Genomic DNA, 22,473 nt, shown 5'->3' on the forward strand with positions numbered 1-22,473 from the left:
TGGTTCGGGTGGTTCCGAGCGCCGCCGAGCGATTCCCCGGGGGCTGGGTCGCTGGCGTTTACAACGTTATACACATCGGAAGCGGGCACGCCAAGGGATCGCTCTCCCGGTTTCTGGAACATTTCCTCACCGTGACCTGAGCGGCTTCGCCGAGGCCGGCGGAAAGGCCGCCGTCGCGGGCCGTCCGGGCGCCGGGTAGGCGCTGGTCCAGCACCGTGGGACGGGGGTTGAGGGGGCGTCGGCGGGGCGGTGCCGGTTTCGGGCGAACTGCGCCGGACCTCTGGACACGACTCCTGACGCGTGCTCTTATGCCGTTGGCAGCAACGTTTCCAACGTTGGAAGAGAGCCGCCGGCCCAGCCTCCACCGTGGCCGAGCCGCCGTCACCCGCCGCGCCGCCCCGCGGCGCCCGCCCGGCACATCCCCCGCCGGCACCACGGCGCCGCGGCCGCGCGGCGGGCACCGAGCCCGCCGCGGACACCCCGACGCGGCCCGGGCCGCACCCCTACGTCCCCCGGACGGGCGGACCGCCGCCCGAGGGGTGCCCCGCCACCCTCCATCCCCCCGTGTGAGGAGCCACCGCATGACACGACAGTCAGCCACCCGACACCGAGGCAGGACGTGGGCGCTGCTGCTGGCAGCGACCCTCTCGCTGCCCCTGGTCGGTCTGGTCCCCGCCGCCTCGGCCGCCGAACCCTCCGACAGCACCGCGACCTTCGCCGCCGCCGACCCCGCCACCCAGGCGCACGGCCTGAAGGGCGAGTACTACCGGATGTCGGCCCCCGGCGCCCGTGACTTCGCCGAGCTCGGCGGCATCGCCCTCGACCCGCAGATCAACCTCCCCGGCCTGGCGTCGACCTTCCAGGAGACGACCGGCCGCCAGGAGAACACCACCGCCCGCTGGACCGGCCAGATCGAGGCCCCCGCCGACGGCGACTACACGTTCTACGCCATCGGCGACAACGGCTTCCGGCTCTTCGTCGACGGCGCGCCCGTCATCGACCACTGGGTGCCCGACTGGGACCGCGAGCAGACCAGCGCCGTCCTGCACCTCAAGGCCGGCGAGCGGCACGACTTCCGCCTGGAGATGTTCCAGGACGTCGGCGGCGCCAACATGTACCTGCGCTGGTCCAGCCCGGCGATGCCCAAGCAGCTGGTGCCCGAGAGCGCCTTCACCCCGCCCGCCGGGTTCAGCGTCTACCCCGTCGCCCTGTCCGTCGCCAAGGACGGCCTCAAGGTGCAGGCCACCTTCGACGGCAAGGTCGCAGGCGTGGCGGGCGTCGCCGGCCACCTGACGGTCGAGTCCGACACCACACCGATGCCCGTCAAGGCGGTCACCACCGCCTCCGACGACAAGAAGTCGGTCATCGTCAAGCTCTCCGAGCCGATCCAGAAGGGCCAGCAGGTCCGGATCCGCTACGACGGCAAGGGCGGCCTGACCTCCGCCGGCACGGCCGTGCCGGAGATCGCACGCACCGCCGCCAACGCCTCCGAGCACCGCCTCACAACCCCGTGGACCGACAAGGTCGACAAGAACCACCCGCTGCCCGAGTACCCCCGCCCGCAGCAGGTGCGCGACGACTGGCTGAACCTCAACGGCCCCTGGGAGTTCGCCGGCGCCGCCGCGGGCGAGCAGCCCGTCTTCGGCAAGGACCTCGGCGAGAAGATCATCGTGCCGTATCCGGTCGAGTCGATGCTCTCCGGCCTGGAGCGGCACGAGGACCACATGTTCTACCGCCGCACCGTCACCGTCCCCAAGGGCTGGAAGATCGGCTCCGACCAGCGCCTCAAGCTGAACTTCGGCGCCGTCGACAACCAGGCCACCGTCTGGGTCAACGGCACCGAGGTCGCCGAGCACACCGGCGGCTACACCGGCTTCTCCGCCGACATCACCGACGCCCTCAAGGGCACCGGCCCGCAGGAGATCGTCGTCGCGGTCACCGACACCGCCGGCGCCAACCAGCCCCTCGGCAAGCAGTCCGCCAACCCCGGTGGCATCGTCTACACCCAGTCGTCCGGCATCTGGCAGACCGTCTGGATGGAGCCCGTCGCGGCCACCTCCGTCGACAGCATCACCACCACCCCCGACATCGACACCGGCACCCTCGCCGTCACCGTCAACTCCCCCGGAGCCCCGGCCGGCACCCTCGTCAAGGCCGTCGCCAAGGACACCGCGGGCAACATCGTCGGCTCCATCAGCGGCCCCGCCAACACCCTGCTCCACCTGCCGGTGAACAACCAGCACCTGTGGACACCCGACGACCCGTACCTCTACGACCTCAAGGTCACCCTGACCAACGGCAAGCAGACCGACACGGTGAAGAGCTACTTCGGCATGCGGAAGATCGCCATCCAGGACGTCGGCGGCTACCAGAAGATCGTCCTCAACGGGAAGCCGATCTTCTCACTCGCCGAACTCGACCAGGGCTTCTGGCCGGACGGCCTCTACACCGCACCCACCGACGCGGCGATCACCTTCGACCTCAAGGCACAGAAGGACCTCGGCTTCAACGCCGTCCGCAAGCACATCAAGGTCGAGTCGCCCCGCTGGTACTACCAGGCCGACAAGCTGGGCCTGCTCGTCTGGCAGGACTTCGTCTCCGGCGACTTCAGCACCACCGCCGGGCAGCAGGAGTTCGTCGCCGAAGGCATGGCGGAGATGAAGCTCCTCCACAACTCGCCCTCCCTCATCGGCTGGATCGTCTTCAACGAGGGCTGGGGCGAGTGGAACCGCGAGGAGACCGGCAAGCTCACCGACGCCGTCAAGGCCGCCGACCCCTCCCGCATCGTCAACGCCCACAGCGGCGTCAACTGCTGCGCCTCCAAGGGTGACTCCGGCAAGGGCGACATCATCGACCACCACGACTACGGCAACAACGACCCGGCGTTCCCGGACAGCAAGCGCGCCGCCATGGACGGCGAGCACGGCGGCTTCACCCTCCGCGCCCCCGGCCACATGTGGCCCGGCGCCCCGACCGTCATCTACAGCGGCGTGACCGACAAGGCCGCCCTCACCCGGAAGTACGTCGAGAACACCGAGACGTTCTACCTCGCCGCCGCCGGCGCCGAACTCTCCGGCTCCGTCTACACCCAGGTCACCGACCTGGAGAACGAGCTGAACGGCCTCTGGACGTACGACCGCCGCCAGATCAAGGTCGACCCGGCCCAGGTCCGCGCGATCAACCTCAAGGTCATCGCCGCCGGCGCCGCGGCCGGCGCCCGCTCCGAGCTCAAGGGCGGCGGCTCCTGGTCGCTCGACGAGGGCACCGGCACCACCGCCGCCGACCAGGGTCCCAACAAGGCCCCGCTGACCCTGACCGCCGGCGCCACCTGGACCCCCGGCATCAGCGGCAGCGCCCTGAAGTTCGACGGCCAGGCGCAGTACGCACAGACCGCCGGGCCCGTCCTCGACACCACCGGCAGCTACTCGGTCTCCGCCTGGGCGACCCTGGACGCCCTGCCCGGCAACTACGCCACCGTGGCCAGCCAGGACGGCCGCCGCACCGAGAACCCGTTCTACCTGCAGTACGGCCAGGGCGCCTTCGCCTTCAGCGTCCCCGGCGGCGTCCGGGCCCGGCTGCCGATCACCCCGCAGCTCGGCCACTGGTACCACCTGGTCGGCGTCCACGACGTGGCGGCCGGCACCATCTCCCTGTACGTCGACGGCACCCTCGCCGCCACCGTCCCCGCCACGTCCGCCGACGTCTCCACCGGCCCGCTCAGCCTCGGCCGCGCCAAGTGGAACGGCGGCAACGTGGACTTCTGGAACGGCTCCATCGACCAGGTCCACGCGTACGACAAGGCCCTCACCGCCGCGGAGGTGAGCGCCCTGCACACCGCCGAGCAGCCCGCGTAACGCCCGGCGGCCCACGCCGCCCGGGAGGGCCCGGCCCGGCACCACCCCGCACCACGCCGCCCCCGGCGGGAGGACACCCTCCCGCCGGGGGCGGCCGCGCACCAGTACCCCGGCCGCCCCCGGCGGCCGCCCCTGGGCCCGCCGCCCGGCCGCGGCGCCCGGTCCGGATCAGGCTTCGTCCTCTTCCGCCCGACGGGTCAGGGCTGACTGCCCCCGACCAGCTACTGAAGCGGCTCTCCGACTTCCCAACGCCGGCTGGGCCGACTCCCCGGCGGATCGGCATCCCGGCGCAGGCCACCCTGCTGCCTGTCACTGAGATCAACCGGAAGCCGACCGAGTAGTGGCGATCAGCGGCCCAGCCGGTGTCGGATGTAGTCCGGCTGGGCCGCACCGATCTCGATGCGGTTCTCGTCGAGGCCGTTGACGATCCGCAGACAGCCCTCGATGAAGGCGAACTCCACCGCCACCGTTCCGGCTGCCAGGTCATGCTCTGCCGGCCGCCACTCGAGCAGCGCGACCTCGCGCAGTTCCTGGCCGACGAACGGCTCCAGGTGCTCATCGCTGTGAGACCACTGGGGTGTGAGCTCGAACGACTCCCACCCGGTAATGGTCGCTGCGGTGTCGATCGTGTTCCAGCCGATCGAGAGTTCGTCGAGCTTCGAGTGACAGACCTCCACCTGGAGGCCGTCGAAGTCCAGCAGCACCGGACAGTCGGCGAACCAGTCTCCGTTCTCGACGAAGCGCACCAGGGCAAACCCCGTCAGCCGCCTACCGACGAGCGTCGCCAGACGTGATGCGTGAGCCTGCCGGGCCGCCTCGATCCCGACCAGGAAGGACGGTTCGAAACCAGAGATCCCCATGTCCACAGCAGTTGATTCTCCCGGTCGGCGGCTCGACCGGCCAGCACATGTGCGAAGCGGCGGGATCCAGCAGGAGCGCACCAGGGCGTCGACCGCGCTCGCCGGATCGCCGACGTAGAGGCGGGACTCACGGCTTCCGAGAGCACTCTCGCGGCGTGCCGGACCGGGCTGGTGCTGGCCCGTGAGGTGGAAGGTCTCGCTGGAGGCTGGGTCCGCCACGGGTCCCTCATCGGCAACCGGCCGTCCGCAGCCAACTTGACGAGCGATCACCGCGTCTGGCAAGAACATGTCGACCGGCCGGGCCGTCCATCCTCATGTCTCCGGCCCACCGGACGATCCGGATCCCCTCCGCTCGAAAGGTTCTCCTTCATGCGCATGAAGAAGCTGCTCGCCGCCGGCGCGGTGGCGCTCGCCGTCACCGCCGGAACCCTCGTCGTGGCCTCCCCCGCACAGGCCGTCGACTGCGACCACGTCTGGTACACCGACGAGTCGGACTCGATAGGCTCGGTCGACCAGGGCGGACGCCTGTGCTTCGCCGAGCACGGCGACTACGTCTACCTGACCGATTACGACGCCGACGGCTACAGCGTCGTCCTCGACGTCTACATGGACGGCACCGGTCAGCTCCTGTACACGCTGAAGGCGGCGGGCGCCGGTGACGTGCAGACTGCCAACGCCGGCGACGGCATCGCCTTCCACAACCTGCCCGAGGTGAACATCAGGTTCCGGATGTACCTGACCAAGTCCGGTTCGGGCCCGGTCGGCGAGGTCACGCACGTCGTGAACAACGACCACTGAACGACAGGGGCGGCCGCCGTGAAGCCGGCCGCCCCCGCCGGCCCGTCCGGTCGCCTGCCCGCTGCCGGCTGTGCTTCGCGGCCCTGCCGGGCATCCGCGCTCCGCGTCTTGTTCCGGCGGACGGCCTCCGGTGCAGGGTGGCGCCCCGGGCCCCGGCGGGCGGCTCCGGGGCGGGGGTTACACAGGGCTATATGTCTGATATTTACCTTGTATCCTTGGTCCTGTCTCGTTCCAACCGCATGGCCGGCGTGCAAGGAGTGCGGACATGGCTGAGCAGGACGGATCCGAGAAGCGGCGGCGTCTGAGCCGCCCGCTGGTGCTCGCCGCCGCTGTCACCCTGGTCGACCGCGAAGGGCTGGCGGCACTGACCATGCGCCGCCTGGCAGCCGACCTGGGCGTCGAGTCGATGGCGATCTACCGGTACACCCCCGGCAAGGAGGCACTGCTCGACGGCCTGGTGGAGTCGTTCTTCGCCGAGGTCAACGACCGGCTCCGCACCGCGGCCGACACCGCCCGGAGCAGTACGGCCCACGCCGGCCCCGGCCCCGGCGCCGCCCTCCCGGCCTGGCGCGCCGAGCTGCGGCGGATCGCGCGCGCCTTCGCCGTGGTGGCCCACGTGCACCCCGAGATCCTGCCACTGGTGGCCACCCGGCCGCTCGCCGTGCCGGTGGCCCGCCGGCCCGGGTCGGTGCTGGAACTCACCGAGCACATCCTCGCCGTCCTGGGCCGCGCCGGATTCGACGACACCGCCGCGCTCAGGGTCTACCGCGCCTTCGTCGCCTGGAGTCTCGGCAGCCTCCTCGTCGACAAGAGGCAGGTGGTCGACAATCCCGAGGAGCCGGATCCGATGCTGCGCCTGGGCCTGCACCGGCTGCCCGCCGCCGACTACCCCCGGCTGCGCGCGCTCGTCCCCCGGTTCGCCGACTACGACGACGAGCGGGAGCTGCTGGCCGGCCTGGACAGTCTGCTGAACGGACTTCCCGAGGCGCCTCTTGACTCCTTCTACGGCGGAAGCGCAGGCTGAGAATACGAGGTACACATCGGGCGTACACATACATCGGCTTCGCGCCGTCGGAAGCTGATACCAGGCCCGACGGCGCCCGAAAGAGGTCGCCATGTCCACTACCCGTTACGACATCCTCCATGTCCGCGTCATCGCCGAGGACGCGGAAACCCTGCGTGCCCTGCTGCGCGACGCCCGTCCCGACGTGGGCGGCCGTCCCTCCCAGGGCGAGGACGGCCGCGTCAGCATCGACGCCTACGTCCCTTCCGACCAGGTCTCGGCACTCGAACGCGAGGGCGTGCACCTGGAGGAGATCGAGAACGCTTCCGAGGCCGGGCGCCGCGCCCAGGCCGAGGTCGGCGTGGGGGACCGGTTCGCCCCCGACGACGCCTGTCCCCGCGGACTGGCCGAAAAGGTGAAGGACTGACCCGCCATGTCGTATCTGAACGTCACCGAGGTCGAGTCCGCCGTGGTCAGCCTCGCCACCGCGTTCCCCTCGCTCACCCGGCTCATCGCGCTGCCCGAACCCTCCGTCGAGGGCCGGCGCAGTCACGCCCTGCTCATCGGCGCGGAGTCCGTGGCCCCCAAGGACAGCTGCGTGCTGACCGGAGGCCTGCACGCCCGTGAGTGGGGTAGCTGCGAGATCCTCGTCCACCTCGCCGCCGACCTGCTGGAGGCCTACCAGGGGCACAGCGGTCTCGCCTACGGCGGCACCGCCTTCACCGCCGACCAGGTGCGGCGTCTCCTGAACGGCCTGGACCTCGTGGTCTTCCCGCTCGTCAACCCCGACGGCCGGCGCTACAGTCAGGCCCTCGAACCGATGTGGCGCAAGAACCGCGACCCGGCCGCCTCCGGCGGCGACCCGGCCCGGATCGGCGTCGACATCAACCGCAACTTCGATTTCCTCTTCGACTTCACCACCGCCTTCGCACCGACCGCCGGCCCCCGGGTCTCGACCGATCCGCTGGACGAGGTCTACCAGGGCCCCCGGCCCTTCTCCGAACCGGAGACCCGCAACGTCGCCTGGCTGTTCGACGCGCTTCCGCGCACCCGGTGGTACGTCGACGTGCACAGCCACGCCCAGGACATGCTGTACGTCTGGGGCGACGACGAGAACCAGTCCGTCGAACCGGACATGAACTTCCGCAACCCCGCCTTCGACGGCGCGCGCGGCGCGGCCGACGACCTCGACTACGCGGAGTTCCTCGAAAAGGGCGACGCCGACACCGCCCTCCTGCTCGCCGCGCGGTTCTGCCAGGGGCTGCACGGTGTGCGCGGCCGCACCTACAAGCCGATGTCCGCGTTCCACCTGTACCCGACCAGTGGGACGAGTGACGACTACGCGTTCTCGCGCCACCTCGTCGACCCGGACAAGGGGAAGATCCTCGCCTTCACCATCGAGTGGGGCGAGCAGTTCCAGCCGCCGTGGGCGGAGATGGAGCGGATCATCCTCGACGTCGACGCCGGGCTCGTGCAGTTCTGCCTGGCGGCGATCTGAACTCCGGGCACCGCGGCCCGAACCGCGTCGGCCCGGAGTGCGGTCGGGGCGCCCGTCGAACGGCGGGCGCCCCAACCGCATACGTGGACCTGCGTGGTGCGGACCTACGCGGCCCGGTGGAAGAAGAACGGGTCGATCGAGGGCGGCACCCGGTGGACACCGTCCAGGTCGAACAGCTGGTGGGTGACGAAGTTGGCCCTGCGCAGGTAGGTCACCCCGACCGGGAAGTTGGCGTTGTCCGGCAGGTTGTCGCCGGCGAACACGCCGTAGAAGTCCCGGCCGACCGTGAGCATCCGGATGTAGTCGCCGAGGAACGGCGTGTCGTTCGGGTTCGCGGGCACGCTCAGCGCGGCCTGGTGCAGCACCTGTCGTTCCGGTGCCGTCGTCCAGCCGTCGGTCGTCAACTCCAGTACCGTCCGCCACTGGTCCTGGACGAACTCCTGGTGGAGCAACCCCACGAGGCCGTCCGAGTTCACCGCCAACGCGGGGTTCATGGACCTGGAGAGCGGGGGGTTGACGGGCGCTGTGCGGGCGTCGGACCACGTCCGGCCCCGGTCGGCCGAGTGCCGCAGGTGCAGGGTGTTGTCCACCCCGGCCGGCCCGCCGACCCGGTCGCACCAGGCGACCCAGACGCTGCCCGAGTCAGTGGGGTCGACCGCGATCGACAGGTCGCCGCCGAGTCGCTGCTGGCCCATCCGGGAGTCGAACACCACGAAGCAGCGGGTCGCCACCTTCCGGCCGGCGAGCCCGTCCGAGTCGGTGAGGTCCGCGAACGGAGCGGGTCCCACACCCCCGCTGTCGTCGCGGGTCACCACGACGTCGAAGGTGACGTCGGATCCCCCGGCCCCGGTCCGGCGCTGCCAGCTGGCGAACGCCGCGTACACGGTGCCGTCGGGATGCGCGGCGACCCGCACGGGCGGCCCGTCCTGGTTGGAGGTCCCACGCCGCTCGATCGGGGTCGCGGCGAAACCGGACGGCGCCGGGGCCGTCCGGGCGTCGTCCGAGACGTCCACGGTGGCGGTGCGTCCGGTGCCTGTACCGAAGTCGTTGCTGCCGACGTAGACCCGGTCGTGCCCGTTGCCGTTCGGTGAGGCTGCCCCGGTGACGACCCAGGGCTGGTCCTCCTCGTCGCGCTGGACGAGGACCTGCATCGGGGCCGTCGAAAGGGCACTCGGCGTCCGCAGGATCTGCATCCGAGTGGTGTGCAGCAGCCTGCTTTCCTTGGCGTTGAGGATGCCCGCGTAGAGGGTGCCGCCCTTGGGCGCGAAGCCGACCGTGATGTCGGCGGTACCGGTGCCGCGGACGGCGCCGGGGACGACGCTCCTCAGCACCCAGGTGTCGCCGCCGTCCGTCGAGACGTAGATCGGGGCGAACGGGCCGTCCATGGGGTCGGGGGTGAAGGCGGTCGCGACGATCTCGTCGGGGTTCTCGGGGTTGACCGCGAGGTTGGGTTCTCCCTTCTGGCCGGTGTCGCCGCTCAGCGACCTCGGAGTGATGTCGACGATCTTCAGAGTGGGCATCCGGCTCACCTCCGTTCCCGCAGCACCGCGAGCATCTGCGCGGGCTGGTAGTCGTCGGGATGGAGCAACTGGAACGGCGCCGCCTCGCGCAGGACCCCCTCGGGGGCCTGCGTGGCGTGCAGGAACCAGAGCCCCTCCTGACCGGCCTTCGGCTTGGGGACCCGGTACCAGTGGATGTCCCGACTGTTGGGGTAGAGGACGTCGATCCGGTCCAGGGAGCGGTCGCCGGACTCGACGTGCCTCACCTCCAGCCGGGCGCGCCACCAGTCGGGGGCGTGCTCGGAGAGCGGGCCCTCGGCGCCCGGCACCTTCTCCAGGCCCACGACGTCGCCCACGACCACCGCGTCCGCCTCGGCGGCGTGGGCGGCCAAGTCCTCCTCCCTGATACCGCGTTGGACGGCGGTGAAGGGCATCGCGTCGGCGGTGGTGGCCGCGTGCGTGAGGTGGGTCCGGACGGCGTCGGCGGGCAGCCGCCCGACCTCGTCGACGGCGAGGCCCTCGCCGTACACCGCCCCCTTGGTGAAGAACACGGCCGTGTCGCCGACCGCCGGCGGGTCCAGGTCGGACGACAGTTGGACGGTGACCTCGCTGCCGGCGAGGCGGCGGAAGGCGTCGGGCGCGTGCAGCACGTCGTCGACCTGCACGACCGCCGTCCGCTCGTCGGCGCCCACCCCGGACAGCGGCGTGCCGCCCAGCCGGACGACCCGGCCGAGGAAACTCAGCGGGGTCTGCCGGACGAGGCCGATGACGTCCTCGGGTGTTCCGGCAGATGTGACATCAGGCATGGTGGTCCTCCCTCCATGCATCGGCCTTCAACGCGCGGCGCGGACGGCGGACGGATGGGTTCTGCGCCACTCGGTCCGCGCGCCGAGCGCGCAGACGACGGTGGCCGTGGCCGTGACCGCGACGATCAGCCATTCGGCCGCGCCGCTGCCGGCGTCCGGGTCGAGACCGAGCAGCAGCTCGATCCAGTCCGGCCAGACCAGCGTGACCAGGAACAGCAGCCCGGAAAAGCTCCCCAGGGCGATCTCGAGCCAGAAGCGCGGTCGGACCGGGCTTCGATGATGGAAACGCATCTCGGCGCCTCCCTTCCTGGACCCGGGTGCGCACGGTGCCCACGCCCGGCGTGAGCGCGCGGGCAGGACCGGCCGCACCGGCCCGGGTCGGATGTCGACCCCGTCGGCGCCGCCTGTCGGGGGCGGCCACCGCGGGGCGGGGGTTCGCTTGGGGTACGCGATCGTGTCCCGATCCGCAGCCCACGGGCTCTCGACGGATCGGCGAGGTACACCTACGGCGCACACATACGTTGTATCTCAAGTCTCCGTGCGCGGTTGGCCCGGGTCAAGGGCGGAGCCCGTGGTCGACCAGCCGGGCAGCCGTCGCGGTCGGCGGCGCCGGCCGGCCGTCCCCGTCCGTCCGCGTCGGCCTGGTCCTCCTCGCGGCCGCGGTGCCTGCGACTCGCGAGGCCCGGCCCGTTCCCGTCCCGGCCGTCGTCCGCCGTCGGGATCGTCCCGGGCCGACGGTCCGTCTGCCGCCCGTCCGGGCCCGGCCGCATGCCGCGGCGCCGGCTTGTCCGTCGCCGCTGACCGGATCGCCCCGGCTTGGGGTGGGCACGCGTGGCAGGTGCGGATGTCCGCGGCCGCCTGGGGAAATGATCAGGCCGCCCTTGCGTGGTCCATGGTGATGAGCTCAGCTCGTGCGACAACACGCCACGCTGCGTCGAACGGGGGTCCCGGTTGCCGGTTGTGCGGTGCCTCGTGGATCAAGGCTGATCTGTGCTCGCGGCCGGACGACGACAGGGTGGGGAGCGGGCGAGGTGGGGAAGTGGGGCACCCGATTCGCGGCGCTGGTCGGAGCCGGACCATGGCCGCAGCGTACCGGGGCGGGAATGAATCCGGTCCTGTCCGGCGAGCAGGTCCGCCGGTTCGAGGAACGCTACGCGGCAAGGCTTCCCCGGACGGCGAGATGACTGACTGTTCGCCGAGTGTCCTGAAACGCCGGCGGCAACTGCGCGAGACGAAAGATCATGGAGCGTCGTCCATGCCCGCCGGTGCGTGCTGCTGCGGGGCCTCGGTGCGGGTGCGGGTGCGGGCACGGGTGCGCGGGCCGGGGCCGGGCCGGCCGCTGCGCCCGCCGGCGGCTCGGGGTCCGCACCGGTGACGGTGCCCGCCTGGTTTCAGAGCCGTGACGCCTAGAGCGCGTCTTCAAAGGCGATGGGCTGATGAGCGATCATGTTGGTCGTGATTCGTCGTCATGAGCTGTCGGACGTGGAGTGGGAGGTGCTGTCCCGTCTCCTGCCGCGAGCGGGGACGGGACGGCCTCGGGCGGACGACCGGATGGTGCTGAACGGGATCGTGTGGAAGCTGCGGACCGGCTCGGCGTGGCGGGACGTGCCGGAGCGGTACGGCTCGTGGCAGAGCCTGTACACGCGTTTCCGCAGGTGGGCCTTGGACGGGACCTTCACCCGGATGCTGCGCTCGATCCAGGCGGAGAAGGACGCGGCCGGAGACATCGACTGGCTGGTGTCGGTCGACTCCACGATCGCCCGTGCCCACCAGCACGCGGCCGGCGGCCGCAAAGGGGGCTCCCGACTGGGACAAAGCGGATGATCACGCCCTCGGTCGATCCCGGGGCGGACTGACCACGAAGCTCCACCTCGCCTGCGACGGGCGGGGACGCCCACTGGGCCTGGTGGTCACCGGCGGGAACGTCAACGACTGCACGCGCTTCGAACAGGTCATGGCCGACATCCGCGTGCCCCGCCTCGGGGCGGGCCGCCCGCGCACCCGCCCCGACCACGTCCTGGGCGACAAGGGCTACAGCTCCCGCGCCATCCGTACCTACCTCCGTCGGCGCGGCATCGCCCACACCATCCCGGAACGCGCTGACCAGGCAGCCGGCCGCCGCCGAAGGGGACGACACGGCGGACGGCCGCCCGGTTTCGACAGGGAGAAGTACACCCACCGGAACACAGTCGAACGCTGCTTCAACCGGCTCAAGCAGTACCGCGGCATAGCAACCCGCTACGACCAGACCCGCGAGTCCTACCAGGCCGCCGTCACTCTCGCCTCAACCCTGCTCTGGATCAACCTTTGAAGACGTGCTCTAGGCCCAGAACTCGTCCACGACGTCCAGGTCCTCCACGCACTCGTCCAGATCGGTGACCTTCTCGCCGACGATCCGGAACATGATCCCGCCCATCGCGTCGAGGCTGTGCCGGCCGCGGGTGGCGGTCGCCCGGTGCACCGACATCACGTGTCCCCGGCCGTCCACGAACAGGCGCTGCAGTTCGACCCGGAAGGTGCCCGTGCTCTGGACGCCGAGTTGCTGGTAGTAGCCGAGGACGGCGTCCAGGCCCTTGTAGTCGCCGGACAGGGTGTGGGTGCCGGGGACGTGGTGCGTGGCGTCCTTGGCGATGATCTCGGACAGTGCCTGCATGTCCCCGCGGGAGAATGCCTCGTACCCCCTGCGGACCAGTGCGACGTGCGGATGCTCGGCCATGGGAATCCATCCCTTTCAGAGCGGTTCGTCCGTTTCCTCCAGCTTGGCACCTGCTGGGCCGGCGAACCACCGCTCGCCGCCCCGGGGAGCGGGGCGGCGAGCGGCGGGGGCGGGCCCGGTCAGGCGTCCGCGGAGGCGGGCAGCAGGGCCGGCGGTGGGGAGGCCGGGTCCGGCGGCTCGGCCGAATCCAGCTCCGAGGTCGAGGTCGAGGTCGCGCCGGCGGAACCGGTGGACGTGGCCGAGTTCGCCGCGGTGGCCGTCGCCGCCGCCGTGGCCGTCGTGGTGGCGGTCGACGCCTCCGAGGCCGACGGCGAGAGGGTCACCGGCGGCGAGGATTTCGTCGCCGACGAGGTGGAGCCGGTGGCCGGCGACCCCGTGGACGGGGTCCCGGTGGCCGGGTGCGAGGAGGCCGACGAGGAGGCCGAGGACGAGCCGGCGGACGGCGTTCCCGTGGACGGCGTCCCGGTGGGCGGGTGCGAGGAGGCCGAGGAGGAGGTCGACGCGGAGGAGGAGGCCGAGGAACTCGCCGTCGGCGAGGTCCCGGGGACGCCCGGGGCCAGCGGCTCCTTCGGGGCGGGCACGGGCTTGTCGGCCGTGGTCGCGTGGCCCGTCTCGCGGGCGAACCAGGTGCCGGTGGTGACGTTGACCAGCACGATCTGGGTGACCGGGGCCGGCGCGGGCGTCACCACGACCAGCGACGACGGCTGGAAGCTCGACCACCCCTTGCCGGTGTACGTGACCCCGCCCGAGGCCAGCACCGGCGGGGTCAGCGGGTTGCCGCAGGCGCAGCGGACCCGGGGGACGCCCTGGGAGTCGACCAGTACGGCGGTGCCGGCCTGCAGGACGGCCTGGTAACCGATCGCGCTGCCGTTCTGGTAGTTGTGGTTGGTGACCCGGGTGTCGGCCCGCAGCACGACCGAGGTGAGCGAGCGCAGGTAGGCGGGGATCGCCGACTGCTCGATGCCCTCGGCGGAGGCCCAGGCCTTGCCCTTGTCGCCGGAGGCCGTCTGGGTGATCAGCCGTTCGACGTCGCAGGCCGGCTTCTTCATCTCGCCGCCGTACAGGCCGGTGGCCGTCCCCTGGACGCTGTGGATGCCCGTGGCGCCGGACGACGCCTTGGACGCGGCGGAGGCGGGCGCGGACTCCGCCGGACCGGTCTCGGTCGCCACCGACTCGGTGAACGGGGCGTCACCCGAGTCCACCGGGGTCTGCAGGGCGACCTCCTTGATGGCGGTGTTGCTGCTGCCGCCGCTCTGATGAGTGACGATCAGCAGGCCCGCGACCAGGGCCAGTACCGCCGTCCCCACGATCGGCGCGACCCGGCGCCAGTTCCGCCACCACGGTGACGGGGGCTGCCCGGACGGACCGCTCGGCGGCGACGGCGGCGGGCCGGAGCCCGGGCCCGAACCGGGACCGGAGCCGGAGCCGGGGCCCGAACCTGCGCCCGACGAGGACCCGGAGAGCGGTCCTGAGGGTGGACCGGACGGGGGGCCGGATTGCGGTGGGGAACTCATCGGGTCTCCATTCCGGCGGCAGCCGGGGGGACCGCTGCCGACAGGCTGATGTCCCGTCCTTTCTGCCCCGGATCTTCACCGCCCGCAACAGCAGGAGGAGTTGACGGCGAGTTGTGCCGACCCGGGGCCGATGCCGGCCGGCGGCGCAAGCCGGGGCGGCCGAACGGGGCACGCGGGGCCGCGGCGGCGGGCCACCGGGTGCGTTCGGCCCAAGGCGGTGGGCGGGCCCGCCGGACCTGGGCGACCCTGGAGCCACGGGCGGACGGCGGCGCGGTTCCCACCGGCCCCGCGGCACAGGACACCGACACTCCCGGACATCAGGAGCACGTATGCAGCAGCAGCCCCCGCACAGTCCGGACGGGCCGTCCGGCGAGGCGGCCGCGCCCCGCCGGCCCGGCTCGCCGGGCCTGCTGCGCGGCTGGCTGGACGCGCTCGCGGTGGTGCTCTCCGGGCTGGTGGTGATGGCCGCACTGGCCGCCGTCGGCCTGCTGCTCGGCCGGGCTGACTCGCTCCCGGGGGGTTCCTTCCCCTCCGTGCTCGCCGCGACGCTGGCCCTGGCGGTCGGCGGCAGCGTGCGGATCGACGGCGGCGCGGGCTTCTTCGCCGAGGTGAACGCCGGCATCACGGTGATGCCGCTCTCGGTGGGGCTGGCCGGCGCCCTGGTGATGGTCGAGGTGTTCCTGCGCCAGCTGCGGTTCCGTGCGGTGGCCGCGGGCGGCGAACTGCTCGGGCGGGTGGCCCGGGTGGTGGTGCTCTGGCTGGCGGCGCTCGCGGTGATCGTCTCGGTCGCCCGGCACACCTTCGTGGTGGAGATCGGCGGCGACCTGGTCCAGACGATCGGAGGGGCCCTCGGACTGACCCCCGAGGTCGGGTTCCACGCGGACGTCCCGCGCACCCTCGGCTTCGGGCTGCTGTGGCTGCTGGTGGTGCTGGCGGCGGCGTTCGCGGTTTCGCGCCGGGCGCCGCTGCCGCGCGCGGCGCTGCCGTACCAGCAGGCCGTCCGCCCGGCGGCGTTCGCGATGCTGATGGTGCTGCTGGTGTACGCCGTGATCGGGGTGGTCGTCGGCGTGGTCACCGCGCTGGTCCACGGGAACGCGCGCGAGACCCTCGCCGTGGTGCTGCTGGCGGTGCCCAACCTGGCCTGGCCGGCCTTCGGCCTGGGCCTGGGCGTGCACTGGCACGGGCACCTGACCGGCGCGATCGGCCTGCCGATGCCGCCGGTGCTGGCGGACGTGCTGCGGACGCCGGACGGCCGGGAGGTCACCGTCAGCCTGGGCACCCTGGCCGACCACGACGGCCGGATCTGGTGGCTCCCGGTGCTGGCCGGGGTCCTGCTGCTGGCGGCCGGCTTCCTGATGGCCCACCGGTCGCCGAAGGGCGTAAGGATCTGGCAGCACGCCGTGCGGATGGGCCTGGCGCTGGCGGTCACCATGCTGCTGATCGGGGTGCTGTCCCGGGTCTCCGCCGCTTACGGCCTGGCCGTCCTGGGGGTGAACCCGGACGAGGGCGGGCTCGGCGGGCTGCTGGGCTCGGTGCTGGGCGGCAGCACCGCGCAGAGCCTCGGCAGCGGCTCGCTGTCGCTGCAGCCCGAGCTGTGGTGGGCGGTCCTGCTGGGGGCCGGGTGGGGGCTGCTGGCCGGCGCGCTGGGGGGTCTGCTGGCGGGCCACCTCCGCCGCCGCGGCGAGGTCGCCGAACCGGACGGCCGGGGCTGATCGCACCGGCGGCACCGGCCCGGAGCACCGCCGTCCGCAGCGGTGCCGTCCGGGCCGGTGCCGTTCGGTCCGCAGAATCCCGCAGAATCCCGCAGATTCCGGTAGCGCCCGCAGGGTCCCGCGGGTCGGTCAGCGGCCCGGCCCGCCGTACCCGGGGCCGGGCGAGCGGGGGGCGAAGACGGGCAGCGCCCAGGCGGGCGGCGAGGGCGGGGCGGTCGGCTCCGGCGGCATCCCGCCGGGCCGGGCGGCCGCCAGGGCCGGGACCACCTCGGTCGCCGGGCCGGCCGACTGCCAGCGGCCGCCGTCCGCGGGCCCCCCCGTGGTGGCGGCCCGCAGCTCCGCGACGAAGCCCAGACAGGTGTCGTACCGCTCCTCGGGCGTCTTGGCGAGCGCCCCCGCCAGCACCGCGTCCACCGCCGGCGGCAGGTCGGGCCGGAACGGGGTGATCGGGGGCGGCGGCTCGTTGAGATGGGCCCAGAGCAGCGCGACGTCGTCCTCGCGTCGGAACGGTGGGGCGCCCGCCAGCATCTCGAACACCACGCAGCCGAGGCTGTAGAGGTCGCAGCGGCCGTCCACCGGCCGCCCGGAGATCTGCTCCGGCGCCGCGTAGTCGAGGGTGCCCACGATCTGCCCGACGGTGGTCAGCCCGCTCAACGAGAGCGACTTCTTGGTGAGCCCGAAGTCCGCCAGGTAGAGGTGCTCCGGGTGCTCGCTGTCCGTCCCCGCCGCGACCAGGATGTTGCCCGGCTTGACGTCCCGGTGGACCAGCTCGTGCTCGTGCGCGGCGTCCAGCGCCGACGCCACCTGGGCCGCCATCCGGACGGTCTGGTCGGCCGGCAGCGGCCCGTCCCGGTTGAGCAGGGTGCGCAGATCCCGCCCCGGGACGTAGCGCATGGCGATGTAGAGGATCCCGTCCGCCTCGCCGGCCTCGAAGACGGGGATGATGTTCGGGTGGTCGATCGCGGCGGCGACCTGCGACTCGTGGATGAAGCGCTGCCGGAACACCTCGTTGCGGGCCAGTTCCGGGGCCAGCAGCTTGACCGCGACCGTCCGGCCCAGCCGCAGGTCCTTGGCGCGGTAGACCACGGCCATGCCGCCTCGGCCGCTCTCCCGCTCCAGTTCGTACCCGGCGATCCGGCGGCCCACCATGCCCGACGGCAGGCTGGGCGAGGGGTCGGTGGTCTTCTCGGGCACCCGCTCGGTCGGCTGCTCGGGCTGCGGCCCCGGTCCGGCGTTCACCGGTCACCCGTCCGGGTGGGTTCGTACCCGGCCGGGCGGCCGCCGCCGGGCGCGGGCGGATGGGCGGGCGGCGGGCTGCTTGGACGCGCGGGCCCGCCCGGGGGCGGCGGAGTGCTCGGGGCGGCCGCGTCGGGCGGCGGCGTGGCCGGCGCCGCGGGGGCGGCCGGGCGGCCGGCCGCGTAGGTCTGCAGCTGGAGGCCGTCGCAGTAGCACCAGCGGTCGTGCACCTGGTCGTACAGCCAGAGCGACTCCCCGTCGACCAGCACGCCGACCCGCAGCCCCCGGGCCCGGTTGCCGAAGGTCTCCAAGTCGATCCGTCCCTCGGCGAGGTCGTCCAGCAGCCCCCGGTGCAGGCCCAGCGCCCGCTCGGCCTCGGCCAGCATCGGCCGGGGGTCCGCCGCGCGGCTGAGCGGCCCGGCGGCGGTGCCGGGCTCGGCGGGCAGGGTGATCAGCAGCCGGCCGTCCACCCAGGCCGACCAGCCGTTGGAGCAGACGATCCGGCTCCAGTCGCCTTCCCGGTCCAGCAGCTGGACGGGCAGCAGCGGGTCGAGCCGGGCCGAGGGGTGGGTGGGGTCCGGCGCCGTCCAGGTCGGCATTCCGTCCTGCGGGGCCACATGGGTGGGACGGAACACGAACTCGTTCATACACCGGTCCTATCCATCGGGAGGCCCGTCCGCCACTCGGCATCGGCCCGGCGGGCCTGCCGCCGAACGGGGCCGGCGGGGGCGCCGCTACTTCCGCATGATGGCGGGCTCGTGCCGGCGCAGCAGCAGGGAGATCGCGACGGCGAGCGCCAGCGAGAGCACCACCAGCATCCCCATGCAGGTCAGCCACACCGAGGAGGCATGGCGGAACAGCGGGTCGGCGGTGAGGTTGGTCGGCAGGATCTGGTGCAGGTCGATGGTGGCGGCCATCGCGCCGAGGCCCCAGCGGGACGGGACCAGCCAGCCGAACTGCTCCAGGCCGGGCACGCCGTGCAGTTTGAGCATGGCACCGCTGAAGACGATCTGGATCACCGACAGCAGCACCAGCATCGGCATGGTGGCCTCCTCCCGGCTGACCAGGGCGGAGATGAGCAGGCCGAGCATCATCGCGGTGAACGAGAGCAGCGCGACGGCCAGGGTGATCTCGATCAAGGGGTCGAAGTACACGCCGCTGCTCACGGCGACCTTCAGGTCCACCCCGACCAGTCCGACCATGGTGAGGACGGTCGCCTGGATCACGGTGATCACTCCGAGCACCACCACCTTGGAGGTCAGGTAGGCGGACCTGGAGAGGCCCACCACCCGTTCTCGCCGGTAGATCGCCGTCTCCTTGATGACTTCACGGACGGCGTTGGCCGATCCGGTCAGCACTCCGCCGATGCACAGCGTCAGCAGGCAGTTGAGGGCGTTCTCCGAGGTCAGCCGGGAGCCGGCCATCGCCCGGCACATCGCACCCACGATGAAGGGCAGCGCGACCATGATGATGAGGAACATCCGGTCCGCCGCCAGCACCGAGAAGTACCGGCGCACCAGGGTGCTGAGCTGGGAGCCCCAGCTCTGCGGCTTGGGCGGCGGGGCGTAGGCCTGCGCGGCCGCGGCCTGCGGGGCCGGCCGCTCGACGGCCGAGGCGATGAACTCGCCGTACCGGGAGGACTCCCGGAACCGGCTCGCCCAGGCCCGGTCGTCGTCGCTCTCGAAGGCCTCGAAGGCCTGCGGCCACTCGTCGAAGCCGAAGAAGGCCAGCGCGTCCTCGGGCGGTCCGTAGTAGGCGGTGCGCCCGCCCGGGGCGAGCACCAGCAGGCGGTCGCAGACGTCCAGGCTCAGCACGCTGTGGGTGACCACGACGACCGTCCGGCCGTCGTCCGCCAGCCCGCGCAGCATCTGCATCACCGAGCGGTCCATCCCCGGGTCCAGGCCGGAGGTCGGCTCGTCGAGGAAGAGCAGCGACGGCTTGGTGAGCAGCTCCAGGGCGACGCTGACCCGCTTGCGCTGCCCGCCGGAGAGACTCGAGATCACCTGGTCGGCCCGCTTGTCCAGGCCGAGTTCGTGGATCACCTCGGTGACCCGGGCCTCGCGCTCGGCCTTGGCGGTGTCGCCGGGGAAGCGTAATTCGGCGGCGTAGCGCAGGGCGCGGCGCACCGAGAGTTGGGTGTGCAGGATGTCGTCCTGCGGGACGAGTCCGATCCGCTGGCGCAGTTCCGCGTAGTCCCGGTAGAGGTCGCGGCCGTCGTAGAGGACACTCCCGTCGTCGGCGGGCCGCAGGCCGGTGAGGGCGTTGAGCAGGGTCGACTTGCCCGCTCCGCTCGGACCGGCGACGGCCACCAGGGTCTTCTCGCCCACCGGGAAGCTGACGTTGTCCAGCAGGACCCGCTGGTCCTTGCCGACCCGCACCGTCAGCCCCTGCACGTTCAGCGAGACCAGGCCGGTGTCGGCGTACTCGACGAGTTCGCCGCCCTGCAGGCAGAAGGCCGAGTGCCCGATGCCGATGATGTCGGCCGGGCCGACGGTGGCCACCGTCACCGGACTGCCGTTGAGGAAGGTCCCGTTGTGGCTGGCCAGGTCGGCGATCTCGTACCGGCCGTCCGGCAGCGCGCTCAGCTCGGCGTGGTGCCGGGAGACCAGCAGGTCGTCCACCACCAGGTCGTTGTCGTCGGCGCGGCCGATCCGGATGGTGCGGGTGGGCAGCGGACGGACCCGGGTCGGCTGCCGGAAGACTCCCGACGCCTCCGGCGCCACCAGGGACGGCCGCTCGTAGACGGTCGGCTCGGGCAGACTGCTGAAGCTGGCCGAGGGCCCGTCGGTGGCATTGCCGAACCGCACCGTGCTGCCCGGCTCCACGCCCCACTGCCGGACCTGGTGGCCCTCGGCGAAGGTGCCGTTGGTGCTGCCGACGTCCTCCAGCAGCCAGTGCCCGTCGTCCGCCCGCAGCACGGCGTGGTGCCAGGACACCCGGGGATCGTCCAGGACGATCTCGCTGGTGGGGTCCCGTCCGACGTGGTACGACCGGCTCGGGGCGATCAGCTGCGAGTCGGTGTCGGTGGCGAGGACCAGTGGCGGCGCGGTGGGCGCGCCTGCGCGCTCTCCCATACTCGGATTCTAGGCCCACCCGCCGCCGGCCGCCCCGTCAGCGTTTCGCCCGGCGGCGGGCGGCGACCCAGCCGATGACCATCCCGACCAGCAGGGTCACCGTCAGTACCACCCACAGCGGCAGGGTGACGGTGGGTACCCACAGCCGGATCGAGACCGAGCCGGTGTTGGCGGCGATGAACCAGATCGCGAGAACGATGAGGATGCCGATCCCGATCGTGCGCAGCCGTACCGCCCGGCCCTTGACCGTGACCTTCGAGGGTTCGTGCGGAGGCAGGGTTTTCTCAGCCATGGCCCCAGTATCGTGCGAATTGCCCCACTCGCACCGTTCGGGCGATCTCCGTCCCGACCCGGGCGGTGACGGGAGGGGCCGATGTTCGCTGTCGGTGTTCGCCGTTTTGCTCCCCGTAGTGGGCGCTTCGTTGGACAATCGGGGCATGAGCGAATCGGTGGGCGAGGGCGGGGACCTGGGGCAGCGGACCGACCGCGATCGGGACGCGGCGGGCCGGGCCCGCAACGCGCGGCCGCGGGACGGCCTCGGGCGGCCGCTGCCGTACGGCGCGGCCGGTGTGACCCGGCAGGAGGAGGGGGTGCAGCGCTCGCCGGAGGAGGCGCTGGCCGAGGCCCAGCGACTGCTGGACGCCGGGCGGCCCTTCCATGCGCACGAGGTGCTGGAGGACATGTGGAAGGCCGCGCCGGCCTCCGAACGGCAACTCTGGCGCGGGCTGGCGCAGTTCGCCGTCGGCCTGACCCACGCCGCGCGCGGCAACTCGGCCGGCTCCGGCGCGCTGCTGGCCCGGGCCGCCGAGGCACTGGCGCCCTTCGCGCGGACGGCCCCGTACGGGATCGACGTGACCGCGCTGGCCCGCTGGGCCGGTGAGCAGGCCACCCGCCCCGCCTACGCGGTCGCGCCGAACACCCCGAGGCTGCGGAGCGGTGCGGCCGGCCGCTGACCGAGCCGGCCCCTGGGGGCGGTCGGTCCGGGGTGCGGTCGGTCCTCGGCCGGATCGTCGGTTGTCGGGTCGCTCGGTCGCTCGGTCGTCGCTCCGCCGGCCGCGGTGCGGCTACTCGGCCTCGGCGAGGACGCGTGCCAGGGTCGCGACGGCGGCGGCCGCGTCCACGCCCTCCGCCCGTACGGTGACGTCGGCGCCCCGGGTGGCGCCCAGTCCCAGCACCGCCAGGATGCCGGTCGGGCTGGCCGACCGGCCCGCGTGCTCGACCCGGATGGTGCTGCGGAACCCGGCGGCCGCCCTGGCCAGTGCGCCGGCCGGGCGGGCGTGCAGGTTCGCGGGGAGTCGGACGGTCGCCTCGGCGGTCGCCGGCCGGTCGGCCGGATCCCGGGCGGGGCGGGGGAGTTCCGCAGCGGTGGCGGGGCGCGCGGGGTCGGCGGGGTCGGCGGGGTCGGCGGGGTCGGTGGGGGAGCCGACGCCGATGGGGGCCGATGCTGCGGCGGGCGCGGGTTCAGAACTTCCGGACATCACGGGCCTCCTCGGCTGCGCCGGCGACGGCGTGCACATCGGCTCCGACCGAGGCGGTGACGGCGGCGGCGACCGCACCCTCGACGAAGGGGGCGTCGACCAGGACGACTCCGGGGCGCGGATGGTCCGCCAGAACGGCACGGGCCGTCAGCACCGAACTGCCGAGGTCCGGCAGGAGGACCACGCCGGCTCCCCGGTCCGCCTGGTCGAGGGCTTCGAGGACGAGGTCGTAACTGGTGCCGATCCCGCCGTCGGCGGTGCCGCCGGCGGCGATCACGGGGACGCTGTCGGAGCCGATCTGCGCCAGGAGATCGCGCAGTCCGCCGGCCAGTCCGGGGCTGTGGGACACGAGTACGATGCCGACAGTTTGACTCATGGGCCAGATGCTAGATTTTGGAACAGTGTTCTGCAATACCGAAAGCAGG

At 72.6% G+C, this 22,473-nt stretch carries 19 protein-coding genes and 1 pseudogene; 8 read left to right on the plus strand and 12 right to left on the minus strand.

What is annotated here, in order from left to right:
* Positions 1 to 581 precede the first annotated feature (581 nt).
* Positions 582 to 3,854 (plus strand): LamG-like jellyroll fold domain-containing protein, encoded by a 3,273-nt coding sequence (locus OG689_RS35895; protein WP_266325380.1) that lies wholly within the window; start codon positions 582 to 584, stop codon positions 3,852 to 3,854.
* A gap of 347 nt (positions 3,855 to 4,201) precedes the next feature.
* Here OG689_RS35895 and OG689_RS35900 read toward each other — a convergent pair whose 3' ends face one another.
* Positions 4,202 to 4,714, minus strand: a complete 513-nt coding sequence (locus OG689_RS35900; RefSeq protein ID WP_266327679.1) for a hypothetical protein — start codon at positions 4,712 to 4,714, stop codon at positions 4,202 to 4,204.
* A 369-nt stretch (positions 4,715 to 5,083) separates the two neighbouring features.
* On the opposite strand from OG689_RS35900, the gene OG689_RS35905 reads away from it, so the two are divergent.
* The 4 genes from OG689_RS35905 to OG689_RS35920 all read left to right on the plus strand — a co-directional run bounded on the left by OG689_RS35905 (position 5,084) and on the right by OG689_RS35920 (position 8,013).
* Positions 5,084 to 5,512 (plus strand): hypothetical protein, encoded by a 429-nt coding sequence (locus OG689_RS35905; RefSeq protein WP_266325382.1) that lies wholly within the window; start codon positions 5,084 to 5,086, stop codon positions 5,510 to 5,512.
* A gap of 265 nt (positions 5,513 to 5,777) precedes the next feature.
* A complete protein-coding gene (locus OG689_RS35910; RefSeq protein WP_266325384.1) occupies positions 5,778 to 6,536 on the plus strand; it encodes a TetR/AcrR family transcriptional regulator C-terminal domain-containing protein in 759 nt (252 codons plus the stop codon).
* A gap of 91 nt (positions 6,537 to 6,627) precedes the next feature.
* Positions 6,628 to 6,942 carry a hypothetical protein gene (locus OG689_RS35915; RefSeq protein WP_266325386.1) on the plus strand — a complete coding sequence of 105 codons (315 nt, stop codon included), beginning with the start codon at positions 6,628 to 6,630 and terminating at the stop codon, positions 6,940 to 6,942.
* Between the two features lie 6 nt (positions 6,943 to 6,948).
* Positions 6,949 to 8,013, plus strand: a complete 1,065-nt coding sequence (locus OG689_RS35920) for a M14 family metallopeptidase (RefSeq protein WP_266325388.1) — start codon at positions 6,949 to 6,951, stop codon at positions 8,011 to 8,013.
* Positions 8,014 to 8,117: 104 nt separating this feature from the next.
* Here the strand turns inward: OG689_RS35920 and OG689_RS35925 are convergent, their stop codons facing one another.
* Genes OG689_RS35925 through OG689_RS35935 form a run of 3 tightly spaced genes read right to left on the minus strand, consistent with a single transcriptional unit; the run spans position 8,118 to position 10,609 of the window.
* Entirely contained in the window at positions 8,118 to 9,533 is a 1,416-nt protein-coding gene (locus OG689_RS35925) for a hypothetical protein (protein WP_266325390.1), read from the minus strand.
* Positions 9,534 to 9,538: 5 nt separating this feature from the next.
* Complete coding sequence (locus tag OG689_RS35930; protein ID WP_266325392.1) at positions 9,539 to 10,318, minus strand: hypothetical protein; 780 nt, start codon at positions 10,316 to 10,318, stop codon at positions 9,539 to 9,541.
* Between the two features lie 27 nt (positions 10,319 to 10,345).
* A complete protein-coding gene (locus OG689_RS35935) occupies positions 10,346 to 10,609 on the minus strand; it encodes an ABC transporter permease (RefSeq protein ID WP_266325394.1) in 264 nt (87 codons plus the stop codon).
* 1,167 nt (positions 10,610 to 11,776) lie between these two features.
* Between OG689_RS35935 and OG689_RS35940 the strand changes: the two are divergent.
* Positions 11,777 to 12,629, plus strand: a pseudogene (locus OG689_RS35940) (IS5 family transposase).
* Between the two features lie 9 nt (positions 12,630 to 12,638).
* On the opposite strand, the gene OG689_RS35945 reads toward OG689_RS35940, so the two are convergent.
* Together OG689_RS35945 and OG689_RS35950 are read right to left on the minus strand one after the other, a co-directional pair.
* Complete coding sequence (locus OG689_RS35945) at positions 12,639 to 13,034, minus strand: nuclear transport factor 2 family protein (protein ID WP_266325397.1); 396 nt, start codon at positions 13,032 to 13,034, stop codon at positions 12,639 to 12,641.
* Between the two features lie 119 nt (positions 13,035 to 13,153).
* A complete protein-coding gene (locus tag OG689_RS35950; RefSeq protein ID WP_266325399.1) occupies positions 13,154 to 14,341 on the minus strand; it encodes a DUF6777 domain-containing protein in 1,188 nt (395 codons plus the stop codon).
* Positions 14,342 to 14,877: 536 nt separating this feature from the next.
* Between OG689_RS35950 and OG689_RS35955 the strand changes: the two genes are divergently transcribed.
* The gene (locus tag OG689_RS35955) at positions 14,878 to 16,260 is read left to right on the plus strand and encodes a streptophobe family protein (RefSeq protein WP_266325401.1); all 1,383 of its coding nucleotides are present in this window, start codon (positions 14,878 to 14,880) and stop codon (positions 16,258 to 16,260) included.
* 129 nt (positions 16,261 to 16,389) lie between these two features.
* On the opposite strand, the gene OG689_RS35960 is transcribed toward OG689_RS35955, so the two are convergent.
* From OG689_RS35960 to OG689_RS35975, 4 genes are all read right to left on the minus strand, one after another.
* Positions 16,390 to 17,409, minus strand: a complete 1,020-nt coding sequence (locus OG689_RS35960; RefSeq protein WP_266327681.1) for a serine/threonine-protein kinase — start codon at positions 17,407 to 17,409, stop codon at positions 16,390 to 16,392.
* Positions 17,410 to 17,495: 86 nt separating this feature from the next.
* Positions 17,496 to 18,143 (minus strand): hypothetical protein, encoded by a 648-nt coding sequence (locus tag OG689_RS35965; RefSeq protein ID WP_266325403.1) that lies wholly within the window; start codon positions 18,141 to 18,143, stop codon positions 17,496 to 17,498.
* Between the two features lie 87 nt (positions 18,144 to 18,230).
* The gene (locus OG689_RS35970) at positions 18,231 to 20,570 is read right to left on the minus strand and encodes an FHA domain-containing protein (protein WP_266325405.1); all 2,340 of its coding nucleotides are present in this window, start codon (positions 20,568 to 20,570) and stop codon (positions 18,231 to 18,233) included.
* 37 nt (positions 20,571 to 20,607) lie between these two features.
* On the minus strand, positions 20,608 to 20,862 hold the full coding sequence (locus OG689_RS35975; protein WP_266325407.1) for a LapA family protein: 255 nt from the start codon (positions 20,860 to 20,862) through the stop codon (positions 20,608 to 20,610).
* 145 nt (positions 20,863 to 21,007) lie between these two features.
* Here OG689_RS35975 and OG689_RS35980 point away from each other — a divergent pair, with 145 nt between their 5' ends.
* The gene (locus OG689_RS35980) at positions 21,008 to 21,523 is read left to right on the plus strand and encodes a DUF309 domain-containing protein (RefSeq protein WP_266325408.1); all 516 of its coding nucleotides are present in this window, start codon (positions 21,008 to 21,010) and stop codon (positions 21,521 to 21,523) included.
* A gap of 111 nt (positions 21,524 to 21,634) precedes the next feature.
* Here the strand turns inward: OG689_RS35980 and OG689_RS35985 are convergent, their stop codons facing one another.
* Both OG689_RS35985 and dhaM read right to left on the minus strand, forming a co-directional pair.
* Complete coding sequence (locus OG689_RS35985; protein ID WP_266325409.1) at positions 21,635 to 22,048, minus strand: HPr family phosphocarrier protein; 414 nt, start codon at positions 22,046 to 22,048, stop codon at positions 21,635 to 21,637.
* Complete coding sequence (dhaM, locus tag OG689_RS35990) at positions 22,032 to 22,424, minus strand: dihydroxyacetone kinase phosphoryl donor subunit DhaM (RefSeq protein WP_266325411.1); 393 nt, start codon at positions 22,422 to 22,424, stop codon at positions 22,032 to 22,034. Before dhaM ends, OG689_RS35985 begins: the two co-directional genes overlap by 17 nt.
* Positions 22,425 to 22,473 lie beyond the last annotated feature (49 nt).

The sequence above is a fragment of the Kitasatospora sp. NBC_00240 genome (assembly GCF_026342405.1).
GTDB lineage: Bacteria > Actinomycetota > Actinomycetes > Streptomycetales > Streptomycetaceae > Kitasatospora.

Excerpts from the sequence above, each read along its gene's own strand:
- OG689_RS35895 (WP_266325380.1), top strand. The coding sequence starts at position 582 with ATGACACGACAGTCAGCCACCCGACACCGAGGCAGGACGTGGGCGCTG.
- OG689_RS35900 (WP_266327679.1), bottom strand. The coding sequence starts at position 4,714 with ATGGGGATCTCTGGTTTCGAACCGTCCTTCCTGGTCGGGATCGAGGCG.
- OG689_RS35905 (WP_266325382.1), top strand. The coding sequence starts at position 5,084 with ATGCGCATGAAGAAGCTGCTCGCCGCCGGCGCGGTGGCGCTCGCCGTC.
- OG689_RS35910 (WP_266325384.1), top strand. The coding sequence starts at position 5,778 with ATGGCTGAGCAGGACGGATCCGAGAAGCGGCGGCGTCTGAGCCGCCCG.
- OG689_RS35915 (WP_266325386.1), top strand. The coding sequence starts at position 6,628 with ATGTCCACTACCCGTTACGACATCCTCCATGTCCGCGTCATCGCCGAG.
- OG689_RS35920 (WP_266325388.1), top strand. The coding sequence starts at position 6,949 with ATGTCGTATCTGAACGTCACCGAGGTCGAGTCCGCCGTGGTCAGCCTC.
- OG689_RS35925 (WP_266325390.1), bottom strand. The coding sequence starts at position 9,533 with ATGCCCACTCTGAAGATCGTCGACATCACTCCGAGGTCGCTGAGCGGC.
- OG689_RS35930 (WP_266325392.1), bottom strand. The coding sequence starts at position 10,318 with ATGCCTGATGTCACATCTGCCGGAACACCCGAGGACGTCATCGGCCTC.
- OG689_RS35935 (WP_266325394.1), bottom strand. The coding sequence starts at position 10,609 with ATGCGTTTCCATCATCGAAGCCCGGTCCGACCGCGCTTCTGGCTCGAG.
- OG689_RS35945 (WP_266325397.1), bottom strand. The coding sequence starts at position 13,034 with ATGGCCGAGCATCCGCACGTCGCACTGGTCCGCAGGGGGTACGAGGCA.
- OG689_RS35955 (WP_266325401.1), top strand. The coding sequence starts at position 14,878 with ATGCAGCAGCAGCCCCCGCACAGTCCGGACGGGCCGTCCGGCGAGGCG.
- OG689_RS35960 (WP_266327681.1), bottom strand. The coding sequence starts at position 17,409 with ATGGTGGGCCGCCGGATCGCCGGGTACGAACTGGAGCGGGAGAGCGGC.
- OG689_RS35965 (WP_266325403.1), bottom strand. The coding sequence starts at position 18,143 with ATGAACGAGTTCGTGTTCCGTCCCACCCATGTGGCCCCGCAGGACGGA.
- OG689_RS35970 (WP_266325405.1), bottom strand. The coding sequence starts at position 20,570 with ATGGGAGAGCGCGCAGGCGCGCCCACCGCGCCGCCACTGGTCCTCGCC.
- OG689_RS35975 (WP_266325407.1), bottom strand. The coding sequence starts at position 20,862 with ATGGCTGAGAAAACCCTGCCTCCGCACGAACCCTCGAAGGTCACGGTC.
- OG689_RS35980 (WP_266325408.1), top strand. The coding sequence starts at position 21,008 with ATGAGCGAATCGGTGGGCGAGGGCGGGGACCTGGGGCAGCGGACCGAC.
- OG689_RS35985 (WP_266325409.1), bottom strand. The coding sequence starts at position 22,048 with ATGTCCGGAAGTTCTGAACCCGCGCCCGCCGCAGCATCGGCCCCCATC.
- dhaM (WP_266325411.1), bottom strand. The coding sequence starts at position 22,424 with ATGAGTCAAACTGTCGGCATCGTACTCGTGTCCCACAGCCCCGGACTG.